Raw genomic sequence first — 1359 nt, 5'->3', positions numbered from 1 at the left:
GGGTCTGTCAAGATTTTTGTGTAAACTCATTGTCAAGCAAATCCCCCGAGGGGGATTTGGCGTTTCTAACGTAAATAGTTACTGATGCGATCCGGAAAGAAGACGGATAGCTGGAGTAGCATTTGCCCCCAATTTTGGACACGACCTGTCCATTTACGAGTAACATCCATTGTGGCTAGGTAGAGCATTTTAAGCAAGGCTTCATCGGTAGGGAAAATGCTTTTTCCTTTGGTCACTTTACGAAGCTGCCGGTGGTAGCTTTCAATCATGTTGGTAGTATAGATGAGTTTGCGGATCTCCGGCGGGTATTTGAAAAACGTTGAGAGCTCTCCCCAGTTGTTTCTCCAAGAGCGAACAATGAGCGGATACTTGGTGCCCCAAACTTCCTCGAACCGATCCAGTTCAAGCAGGGCGCCTTCTTCCGTGGCTGCTTTGTAAATCGGCTTCAAGTCAGCGGTGACTTTCTTAAGATCTTTGTACGATACGTAGCGAGTGGAATTACGGATCTGGTGAATGATACACTTTTGGATTTCGGTCTTTGGATAGCAAGCTGCAATCGCTTCAGAGAAGCCACTTAGGTTGTCCACACAGATAATAAGGATATCTTGGACCCCTCGATTTCGAAGGTCATTGAGTACGCTGAGCCAGAACTTGCTGGATTCGTTCTCGCCAATCCACATACCCAGCACATCCTTATTCCCATCCAGATCAATTCCGATCACCATGTATGCAGCTTTATTTACAATAGCTCCGTCCTGTTTCACTTTAAAATGAATCGCGTCCATGTATATGACCGCGTAGACACCTTGAAGTGGCCGATTTTGCCATTCCTTGATGAGAGGTACGATTTTGTTCGTAACATTGGATATGAGTGTAGGCGAGACTTCGATTCCGTACAGATTTTGGAGATGATCCTGAATCTCCCGAGTGCTGACACCTTTAGCGTAAAGAGCTATAATCTGATCTTCGATTCCGGTCACATTCTTCTGATGTTTCTGTATAACCAAGGGCTCAAACTCACCCAAACGATCCCGAGGGACCATGATTTCTTGCTCACCGTACTCGCTAACCACTGTCTTTTTACTCTTGCCATTCCGGCTATTGGGTGTTACTTTGGCTTTAACTTCATGCTTCTCATATCCAAGATGTGTATCGAGTTCTGCCTCCAACATCTCTTGAATGGTCTCTGCAAACAACTCTTTCAAAGCGTTCTGTGCATCTTGAGCCGTTACCAGTTTGTTCTCCTTAATGAAAGCTCGTAATTGCTCTTTTGTCCAAAGTCCCATGTGTTCCCCCAACCTTTCTATTACTTTCCATTTTAGTAGAATTGGGAGTTTACACAAATTATTTTACAGACTC

General features: G+C 44.7%; 1 protein-coding gene. It reads right to left on the bottom strand.

All coding sequences use genetic code 11. The features are described from left to right. Nucleotides 1-65 precede the first annotated feature (65 nt). On the bottom strand, nucleotides 66-1286 hold the full coding sequence (locus KJS57_RS25970) for an IS256 family transposase (RefSeq protein ID WP_211020084.1): 1221 nt from the start codon (nucleotides 1284-1286) through the stop codon (nucleotides 66-68). Nucleotides 1287-1359 lie beyond the last annotated feature (73 nt).

Source organism: Paenibacillus vini (genome assembly GCF_018403325.1).
GTDB lineage: Bacteria > Bacillota > Bacilli > Paenibacillales > Paenibacillaceae > Fontibacillus > Fontibacillus vini.
This window is presented reverse-complemented; position numbering and strand designations above follow the sequence as displayed.